The organism is Bartonella sp. MM73XJBT (assembly GCF_028618465.1).
Lineage (GTDB): Bacteria > Pseudomonadota > Alphaproteobacteria > Rhizobiales > Rhizobiaceae > Bartonella.
In genome coordinates, this window is sequence record NZ_JAQISY010000039.1 from 1 (window position 1) to 8745 (window position 8745).

10 protein-coding genes and 3 pseudogenes are annotated in these 8745 nt (G+C 40.7%); 6 read left to right on the forward strand and 7 right to left on the reverse strand.

Translation table 11 applies throughout. From position 1 onward, the window contains the following. The 6 genes and pseudogenes from PVV69_RS08395 to PVV69_RS08420 all read right to left on the reverse strand — a co-directional run. A pseudogene (locus tag PVV69_RS08395) lies at window positions 1-1063 on the reverse strand (tyrosine-type recombinase/integrase); the annotation flags it as partial. Between the two features lie 179 nt (window positions 1064-1242). Continuing rightward, window positions 1243-2634 (reverse strand): annotated as a pseudogene (locus tag PVV69_RS08400) (phage tail protein); the annotation flags it as partial. Beyond that, a complete protein-coding gene (locus PVV69_RS10090; RefSeq protein ID WP_404978379.1) occupies window positions 2631-2795 on the reverse strand; it encodes a GpE family phage tail protein in 165 nt (54 codons plus the stop codon). The gene PVV69_RS10090 and the pseudogene PVV69_RS08400, both read right to left, overlap by 4 nt. Continuing rightward, window positions 2744-3028: a phage tail assembly protein gene (locus tag PVV69_RS08410; protein ID WP_273757149.1), complete on the reverse strand. Its 285-nt coding sequence runs from the start codon at window positions 3026-3028 to the stop codon at window positions 2744-2746. Before PVV69_RS08410 ends, PVV69_RS10090 begins: the two co-directional genes overlap by 52 nt. A gap of 1 nt (window position 3029) precedes the next feature. Continuing rightward, window positions 3030-3536 (reverse strand): phage major tail tube protein, encoded by a 507-nt coding sequence (locus PVV69_RS08415; RefSeq protein ID WP_273757150.1) that lies wholly within the window; start codon window positions 3534-3536, stop codon window positions 3030-3032. Then, window positions 3536-4747, reverse strand: a complete 1212-nt coding sequence (locus tag PVV69_RS08420; protein ID WP_273757151.1) for a phage tail sheath subtilisin-like domain-containing protein — start codon at window positions 4745-4747, stop codon at window positions 3536-3538. Before PVV69_RS08420 ends, PVV69_RS08415 begins: the two co-directional genes overlap by 1 nt. 394 nt (window positions 4748-5141) lie before the next feature. On the opposite strand from PVV69_RS08420, the pseudogene PVV69_RS08425 reads away from it, so the two are divergent. From PVV69_RS08425 to PVV69_RS08445, 5 genes and pseudogenes are all read left to right on the forward strand, one after another. Further along, a pseudogene (locus PVV69_RS08425) lies at window positions 5142-5669 on the forward strand (Rha family transcriptional regulator); the annotation flags it as partial. Between the two features lie 288 nt (window positions 5670-5957). Beyond that, window positions 5958-6698 carry an antA/AntB antirepressor family protein gene (locus tag PVV69_RS08430; RefSeq protein ID WP_273757152.1) on the forward strand — a complete coding sequence of 247 codons (741 nt, stop codon included), beginning with the start codon at window positions 5958-5960 and terminating at the stop codon, window positions 6696-6698. Further along, window positions 6695-6973, forward strand: coding sequence for a hypothetical protein (locus PVV69_RS08435; protein WP_273757153.1), 279 nt, complete (start codon window positions 6695-6697; stop codon window positions 6971-6973). Before PVV69_RS08430 ends, PVV69_RS08435 begins: the two co-directional genes overlap by 4 nt. Window positions 6974-7141: 168 nt before the next feature. Further along, window positions 7142-7393, forward strand: coding sequence for a type II toxin-antitoxin system Phd/YefM family antitoxin (locus tag PVV69_RS08440; RefSeq protein ID WP_273757154.1), 252 nt, complete (start codon window positions 7142-7144; stop codon window positions 7391-7393). Between the two features lie 8 nt (window positions 7394-7401). Then, the gene (locus PVV69_RS08445; protein WP_273757155.1) at window positions 7402-7773 is read left to right on the forward strand and encodes a hypothetical protein; all 372 of its coding nucleotides are present in this window, start codon (window positions 7402-7404) and stop codon (window positions 7771-7773) included. A 9-nt stretch (window positions 7774-7782) separates the two neighbouring features. On the opposite strand, the gene PVV69_RS08450 is transcribed toward PVV69_RS08445, so the two are convergent. Further along, on the reverse strand, window positions 7783-8079 hold the full coding sequence (locus PVV69_RS08450) for a HigA family addiction module antitoxin (RefSeq protein ID WP_273757156.1): 297 nt from the start codon (window positions 8077-8079) through the stop codon (window positions 7783-7785). Between the two features lie 87 nt (window positions 8080-8166). Here PVV69_RS08450 and PVV69_RS08455 point away from each other — a divergent pair, with 87 nt between their 5' ends. After that, window positions 8167-8346: a hypothetical protein gene (locus PVV69_RS08455; protein WP_273757157.1), complete on the forward strand. Its 180-nt coding sequence runs from the start codon at window positions 8167-8169 to the stop codon at window positions 8344-8346. Window positions 8347-8745: the final 399 nt, after the last annotated feature.

Below are 8745 nucleotides of genomic sequence, written 5' to 3' on the forward strand. Positions count from 1 at the left end.
GTATGACTTAGAATAGTTTCAGCGACCTCATAGGGGGCATCGGTTGTTTCAGCAAGCCAATTGCGTAAACTAGAGCGAAAACCATGGGGACGTGCTTCAAGTCCAATCTGTTGCATATATTTTGCCATACAATTCTCACCTATGGGACAACGACCGGTAGGAGAAAGAAGAAAATCACTTTTAGAGATACAACGGGCTTGTTCAATTATTTTTAGTGCTTCTGTTGATAGAGGCACGCGAAACTCTGTTGTAGCATCGCGTTTTCCTTTCATATTTTCAGCAGGAATTGTCCAGACATCATCTTCAATTTGATCTTCACGAATATGACGCAAAGGAAAAGTACGAACGCCTGTAAGGATAAGCAAGCGCAAGGCTAGTTGTGTTATAGCTGTTTTTTGACAAAGCGTTTTATAAAAAGCCGGCACATCTTTCCAATCCATGGCTGGTATATTTTGTGTTTTATGGAGTTGTTTACCTAAAAGAGCACGTGCTTTTTCTGTTGCTTGTAAATCAACATCCAACCCTAATGCAGCCGCATGTTTGAGACAAAGATTAAGGCGTATCAATGCTTTTTCTGCTGTTGTAGCTTTTGTATGCCAAATAGGGGCAAGGGTATTGCGTATCTCTGTTTGGGTAATCTCTGAAACCGGTAAACAGCCTAATTTTGGTAGAATATAAAGGCGTAAAGGTGTAAACCATTTACCATTTTTACCATCCCCTTTTAATTCAGCTTTACGGCTTTCAAAAGCATCTAGTGCAATATCTTTTAAATAATGGAGATTGCTTATTGCTTCACGCTTTTGTTTATCGCGTTCTTGAATGGGGTCACGCCCTTCACGAAGAACAGAACGCCACCCAGTTGCCAATTCACGGGCTTGTTTTAAAGAGACATCTCTTAAAGCCCCCAAGCCCATTTCACGACGGCGCCCATGAATGATATAACGGTAAATCCATTGAGCACCTCCATCTTTACGCTTATGAAGAAGCAAGCCGGCACCATCATTATATTGCCAGCCCCCAATGTTGCGACAGATCTTGCATTAAGACGGTTCATAAGAGCCATTTTTTACTCCTTTCTTATACAAATTTGATTCACACACTCATCCCACTTGTGATGTGCAAATGAGTGATTTTAATTGATGCAAGATAAAGAGATTTGAAATGAGAGAATCCTACGTTATTCGAGACTCTCATTCAATATGCAAAGCAGTAAATTATCATTATAAATCAATGTGTTGTCATGATCCAACCAATAGGTGTGGTCATGATTGCGACACCAAGGGATATAAAAGCAGAACCAACGGTGGTTATTGCTGGAATGAGTGAAGCTATAAGCGTTACGGCAAGACCGGCAATTGCAGAAGCAGCCGGTGCCATTGCCGAAATGAATGCCACGGTAAGAACTGCTCCAACTGCGGCCAAAGATGCAGCCATCTAGCCATTGAGTTTATGCCAATATTTATAGAGTACAACAAGTGCCGCAATACCACCAATGAGCCAACCGATAGGTGTGGTTAGCATAGTATAGCCAAGGGTAACAAAAGCGGCTCCCACGGCTGCTAATGCGGCAATGAGTGGACCAAAAATAAATGAACCAAGGGCGACAAGACCTATCTTGAAGAGGGTTATTTCACCAATCAATGGCTCTAGCCATCGAAACCAGCCTTTAATCCTCTCTGTGAGATCACTAATACCTTTTCTCAAATCAGAAGTAGGATCAAGCAAATCCTTCAAAGTTTGTTTTAAGGTTTTTGCCCAGCTTGCCACGGTTGTTTGGATAAGATCACGGTTTTCATCAATCAGCTTTGAAAACGCATCAATCATATCATTGATCACAGGCATGAAACGCGTGCCAATAAAGCTTGCAATACCGCCTATTTTTTTCTTAAAGGCACCAAGCTTGTCGCTTAAATCTGCTGCATAGCGTGCAACATCGGCACCTATCAGCCATTTTCCTTTCCGCGCCTTTGCAAAGAGTTCTTTAATGGGTGCCATACCTTGTGAAAGCATGGCAGCCATTTCTTTACCATCTCCACCAAACAACAGCGCAGCAATACGCTGCCTTTGTGCTTGATTTTTCATGTTACTCATTTTTTCGGTAATTTCTTCTAATAAAACGGAGTTTGATTTGAGTTTACCAGAAGCGTTTTTGACAGAAATACCAAGCGCTTCAAACCCCATAATGCCTCTTTGTTGTCCGGCATATGCTTGCGCAGAACGCCTATTTAAGGTTGCCAAGGATTGTTGAAAGAGTTCGGCGGAATATCCTGAATTATCGGCCGCATCTCCCCATAATTGAAGTGCCGTAACACTCATGCCTAAATGGTGAGATGCATGATAAAGACTATCGCCCATATGCATGGTTTTCATGGTAACGGCGGTTATACTTGCCACAAGACCACCCCCAGCAAGCCCTAGGACACCGGTAAAGACTGAAGCACGGCTTGCAGCTACACCAAGAGCACTTTGAGCGCCATGAAGGCTTTTTGTCATGTTTTGTACAGCAGCAGAAAAGCGTGGAATACGCAAACTATGGGATAATTTCTTAAAATGCTCTTGTATACGTTTGAGAGGCTTGGTAAGTCGGTCTTCAAGAGACAACTTTACCTTTGCATCAGCAACTTTTTCACTCATTTTATTTTATACCTTTCTGCTGCTTGTTTTCGCCAGAATATGAGTTCTTGCAGTTCCATTTCCATCATCTCTGAAAGAGACCAATGGAACACAATGGCAATATCGGCAATCAGTTTAGCGGCGGTTTCCCAGTCGAGGTTTCCCGCCGTTTGATAAAAGATTCCAAAATCTCTCCAATGTTTGAGAGATCATTGATATCGAGTTCACTGATCGCCTCATGCGGCCATCCAGAAAGACGTGCAATCATAGCGATTGTTTGCTCTATGCCTTCTTTTTTGTCGATGGCTTGCAAATCTTTTGTTTTGGGGCGTTGTAAGGTAATTTCAGTACGCTCTTTTCCTTCAAATGTGATAGGAACAAGCAATTGATGGGTAACTCTTTGTTGTATAGTCATTTTATAATCCTAAAATTTCTCTATAGTCTGCGAGTTGATTGACACCATTGAATTTTCTAATGAGGTTGAGGACGTCTATCTCAACGATTTCAACGTCTTTCTGAACATATTTGAAATACTGCAATATGAAGGTAGCTGTAGAAGTTGCTTTGCCTCCCGGTTGCCATTCTGCCATTTCAAAACCTTTGCAAAGTCCTCTCATGGTAATGATAACCCCTTCTGCGGGTGTTCCTTGCGCTTGCATTGAACTGCGCAGAGAGATGTCGACATCGGTGCGCCCCAACAGCGCCATTAATTCTGGTGAACAATCAGAAATGGTCATGGTGAGGATGAGGGTTTCAAGACCAAGGTCAACCTCAATGGCGCTATCTATGCCGCCGCCGCGATAACTTTCAACGACCAAGTTCAAATTCGGTAGGGTGACACTTTCACACTTTGCTTGATAGGGAATGCCATCGACATAAATGTTAAAATATTTTAGAACCCTTGGTAAAACAGGTACAGTCATTAAAAGATCTCCTCTAGGTAATCATTGATGATTTGTGAACGGAAAGTGATATGTTCTGCTGGTGTTGTTGGTGTGAATTCCACATTGAAATAGACTCTACCGTCTCCAATAGCACTTGCTGTATTAAGCTCTAGATCTGGTGTACAGCGTCCTCCAAGAATGGCGCCTTGCGCTTTTAAATCACGCAAATAAGCATTGACGCTTTCACTCACGTCACTCATGTAGGTTTTTTTGATATTGCGGTCGACTGCCCATAGATGCCCGCGCAAAATGGCGTCATTGATCATATCTGCGGTTCTCACTACCGATAAGAAAGCAAACTTTGTATCGCTTGAAAGGGTGCGATTACCCCAAAGACGATAACCATTTTCGCGGATAATTGTTGTGATGTTTTGTTCGTTAAGAAGGTTAGCGCGGCTTGATCTGTCCCCAATGGAAAAATCAATGGGGCGCGCAGTTCCAACAATGCCATTGATCACTTTGTTTGAAGGGGAATGCCAAAAACCGTGTGTAAAATCCGTTTTGGCAATGACACCAGCAACCGCTGCACTTGCCGGCTGTTCTATGATCTTTCCATCACGATTCACCTTTACAAATGGATCAATAAGAATGGCGCGCTTTGAATCAAAATCCTTTGCTGCACTAAGGGCTGCTTCATCTGTTGTGTTTGGTGCATCAAGCACCACAATGGCGCGCAAACGTTCTGCAATGCCAATCAGTTCTGCTGCGACGGGGTTGGCAGTTGCACCAGTTCGATTCTCTTCAATGGTCACACTGGATGGGCGTTGATGGGTAAAGCCTGGCGCAATCAAAATACGTGGTGTTTGTCCCACAACAGATTGTGCTCCAATAAAAGCATGAACACCTTCATAAGCGCCATTTGCATTCACACCGCCCAGAACATTGGTGAGAGTTGCATTTTCATTATCACCTTCGCTCACGCGCACGACCACAACAATGGCACCCACTTGCTTGAAAACGAGATCAAGGGCATTGGGTAGGGTGCCTTGACGCTTACCTGTTTTATCCAGTTTAGCTGCTTGTGAAAGAGAACCCGTTACCAAAACGGGTGTGTTAAGAGGAAATGCTTGCTCATCGGCATCGGGCGCTGTGCCGATAATTCCGATAACTGCCGATTGTACCGCGCGAAGGGGACGGGTGCCGTCGTCAACCTCGACAACTTCAACACCGTGTAGAAAACCTGTTGCCATTTTATGCTCCTTTAAATGAGGGGTGAATGAAAATGAATGGGAAAAAATGAGGGATGAAGAGCTGTGTTTTTCAATGCTCGGCATCCAAAGATGAAATTAACAAAAATATCAAAAGTATCTTGACATTGTTTCTGCGATGTGTATTTTCGAATCAGGTGCCTAGAAAACACCTTAAAACCACAAGCGGATAAATTGCCGGAACAATTTTTTCTCCGCACATTAAAGGCTTTGACTCATTATATGCTACATGCGTATAATAGATTTGTCGGGTGTAGTTGCGCTATAAAATACCCTTTATGGGAAAAGCATAACGACGGGCTTGTGGCCGTGTTTTCTAGCGCCCGGCACTCTTTTAGAGTGTCAATAGAAAACGTCTAACCCACAAGGAGTTCTCATGAACACTCTTATAGAAATAAAAAAAAGTACTTCTCATAGTGCTGTTACTCAGACTATGTCTAGCATTGAAATTGCAGAAGTGTGTGGTAAGCAGCATAAGAATGTTATGCGTGATATCAAGCAAATATTTAACGAGCTCAAATTTGAGCCGGTTGATTTTATAGGTACTTACATTGATGCAAAAGGTGAAAGCTGCCCTTGTTATAATCTCCCCAAGCGTGAATGTTTAATTCTTGTTTCTGGTTATAACACTACATTACGAGCTAAAATCATTGACCGTTGGCAAGAATTGGAAAAGCAGGTAGCTGTTTCACAGATAGACTACTCAAGTCCTCAAGCAATGATAGGCTTTTTGACACATCTACAAAGTCAAATCGAACAGAAAGATCATGTGATTGCAGAACTAACTCCAAAAGCACAAGCTTTGGAGGGCTTAAAACGCTCTGATGGGCTGCTCGGTCTTATTGAAGCAGCGAAAATGCTAGAGGTACGACCTAAGGATTTGACTAATTACTTTTATAAAAACATTACATTGCCACTTGACAATGTAGCGACAATATGAATAATCGAATCATGTGCCTAAGAAACACCTTAAACCAATAGCGGATAGATTACCGAAATAATCTCTTCCCGCCGGAATTTAAAAACTTTGACTCACGATATGCTTTGTAGCATATAGTATCTTGTCGGGTGTGGTTACGCTATACAATACCCTTTCGGGGAAAGTGTAACGACGGACTATTGGCCGTGTTTCTTAGCACCCGGCACTCTTTTTAGAGTGTCATTAAGAAACCTCTAACCAATAGGAGTTCACATGAACACTCTTATTCCAATATTGGAACAAACTATTGATCAGGAAACTGTTCAAACGGTAAACGCTCGTGATTTGCATGCGTTTTTAGAAGTAGGTAAAGATTTCTCTACTTGGATTAAATATCGCATCAACAAATATAATTTATTAGAAAATCAGGATTATTTAGTTTTCACCAATTTTGGGGAAAACCTCCAAGGTGGTCGTCCCTCTAGAGATTATCATCTCACCTTAAGCGTAGCTAAAGAACTTTCTATGGTTGAGAATAATAAGAAAGGTAGAGAAGCGCGTTTATACTTTATCAAATGTGAACGGCTCTTGAAACAAGTAGTGACACCACAAATAGATTACTCAACGCCTCAAGCATTGCTTGGTGTCTTGAATCACTTACAAAGTCAAATCGAACAGAAAGATCATGTGATTGCAGAACTAACTCCAAAAGCACAAGCTTTGGAGGGCTTAAAACGCTCTGATGGGCTGTTCGGTCTTATTGAAGCAGCGAAAATGCTAGAGGTACGACCTAAGGACTTAACTGATTACTTGCGTAAACATGATTGGGTGTATCGTCGAGCTCCAGGGGAGCCTCTATTACCTTATCAGGATAAAATCAAGAAAAGATTCATGGATTGTCCTGCGATTACCATTCAGAGACCAGATGGGACAGAAAAGGTACTGCCTTCAACAAAAATCACCTCCAGAGGTTTGGCATGTTTGAGAGAACAAATCGATGGAGGTGTACAATGAATACCAGTATTGATTTTTTATGCGATTTATGGATGGCGTTGTATCAGTTTTCTGATCGTGATGATGTTGAAGATAATGCTTTTAATACTCTCATTGAAACCATGGATGCGATAGAAAAAGCTTTAATTTTCAAGCTTCAAGATGAAACCCCAAATGCACTAAAAATTTTAGCAATGATTACACATTTTGGAACTTTAAAACCTCCTCCGATTATAGAGCCTTTATTAAAATCTTACGAGCCGAGTTTGGAAAGCTCTGTCACAAAAGCGGCTTAATTAAAAAACATAACCTCTCTTCCCTGCTTCTAAGTGGGGGAGAGTTTAGTAGATTCCCTTAAAGAAGCTTATTCCAATTACAAAAGTGTTCTCCAGTACGTTGTAAAATCTCTTTACGCAATACATATTATACGTATAATACGTATTATTTATTAAAGGGCTGTACTGATGAAAAAATATAGTTTTACAGATGTAAATCGCGGGGCAGGTGATATTTTAGACGAAGCTATGTCAAATCCTGTAGCTTTAACGAAGCGAGGGCGTGAAAAAATCATTATGCTTCCCGTTGATTTATATCATGAATTAATAAAAGCGCGCTCTCACGCACAGTCTTTTTCCTATGCAGATGCACCGCAAAATATATTAGACGATTTAGATCGTGGTTTAGATGACATTTTAAATAGTGATGAACATGTTTAAAGCAGGGGATGTTGTTCGATACTATTATTTGTGGCACGAACAAGCACAAAAAGGTGAACATTCGGGGCGTAAAGCTCGTCCTTCGTGCGTTATGGTCAAAACTGAAAAGCATCTTTTTTTTGTTTCCTATTACTTCTCAAGAATCTCATGATTTGCAGTATAGTTTAAAGGTACCTGAGATAGAATGTCAGCGTGCGGGTTTGCAAAAGCAATCTTGGGTACGTGTTGATGAATTTAATGTTGTTTCTTGCGAATCTCTTTTTGACTTTGAAGATTTGAAGCCACAAGGGCGTTTTAGCCGTGCTTTTGTGCGTAAGATTGCTCTTAAAATTAAAGAAGTTAAAGCAATAAAATTACTTAAAAAAGTTTCTAGAGACTGAGTAATATACTTAAACAGTGTGGAGTACCGGAACTTTGCTAACATCTGTTTCACGCTCTGCATGCCAAGCATCATAATTGGCTTGCATACGTAACCATATACCTGCTCCATTCCCAAACATCTTTCCAAGATAGACTGAAATAGCAGGAGAAACAGGCTTTTTTGCCTTTAGAATATCGCAAAGATGTTGGTATGATATACCAAGCATCTGTGCAATTTCTAATTTTGTTTTGCCAGTTTCAGGAATAATATCTGCTAAAACTTCTCCTGGATGAGTAGGGCAGCGATTAGGATTACGTGTGGTCATGGATAGCCTTCTTTGCAATTAATTTTAAAACTATTACAATCTAAATAGGATGACATCAATACCATGTAATTTAAAGAAATTTAAGAAATGAACATCAAGCCCATTCGCACTGAGAAAGATTATCAAAAAGCCTTAGAAATTGTATCTGCAATGTTTGACAATCAGCCAGAAGTTAATACTCCAGAATTTGATAGAATGAAAACTCTTGTTTTGTTAATTGAAGCTTATGAAACAGAACACTATCCTGTTTCTCCATCTCATGCGTAAAGAGAAGAATAGGTGCATGGAGGGGATAAATTTGCACGTCAACATCAAGGATTTTACAACCACATAAAAGGCTGTCTGATCAAATATTGCTAAAAACTCAGATCCCTTGCCATTCTTAATAAAGCGAATACGAAGTTTAAATTTTATTGTCATTTTGCTCTCCAAATCAATGAAGAGACAATAACAATCATCACCATGCTCCATAAGCCTGACACTGTCAGTCAAAAAAGACTTTAAAATCATACAAAGCCCGCTTATACAACAAGCATTCCTATAACTTAGCTTATTTACCTTTTTTGTGGCTCCCCTATAGGTGGCTCTATGATTGCGTCTTTCTCTACTGGTTGCGTAGATGCGGATTGTTTTTTGTTTTCATCCAATACGGGAGGAGAGAACACT

Bases quoted from the DNA above. Each gene is read 5' to 3' on its own strand.
- PVV69_RS08445 (WP_273757155.1), top strand. From the start codon at position 7,402: ATGTTGTTCGATACTATTATTTGTGGCACGAACAAGCACAAAAAGGTG.
- PVV69_RS08420 (WP_273757151.1), bottom strand. From the start codon at position 4,747: ATGGCAACAGGTTTTCTACACGGTGTTGAAGTTGTCGAGGTTGACGAC.
- PVV69_RS08435 (WP_273757153.1), top strand. From the start codon at position 6,695: ATGAATACCAGTATTGATTTTTTATGCGATTTATGGATGGCGTTGTAT.
- PVV69_RS08430 (WP_273757152.1), top strand. From the start codon at position 5,958: ATGAACACTCTTATTCCAATATTGGAACAAACTATTGATCAGGAAACT.
- PVV69_RS08415 (WP_273757150.1), bottom strand. From the start codon at position 3,536: ATGACTGTACCTGTTTTACCAAGGGTTCTAAAATATTTTAACATTTAT.
- PVV69_RS08440 (WP_273757154.1), top strand. From the start codon at position 7,142: ATGAAAAAATATAGTTTTACAGATGTAAATCGCGGGGCAGGTGATATT.
- PVV69_RS08410 (WP_273757149.1), bottom strand. From the start codon at position 3,028: ATGACTATACAACAAAGAGTTACCCATCAATTGCTTGTTCCTATCACA.
- PVV69_RS08455 (WP_273757157.1), top strand. From the start codon at position 8,167: ATGAACATCAAGCCCATTCGCACTGAGAAAGATTATCAAAAAGCCTTA.
- PVV69_RS08450 (WP_273757156.1), bottom strand. From the start codon at position 8,079: ATGACCACACGTAATCCTAATCGCTGCCCTACTCATCCAGGAGAAGTT.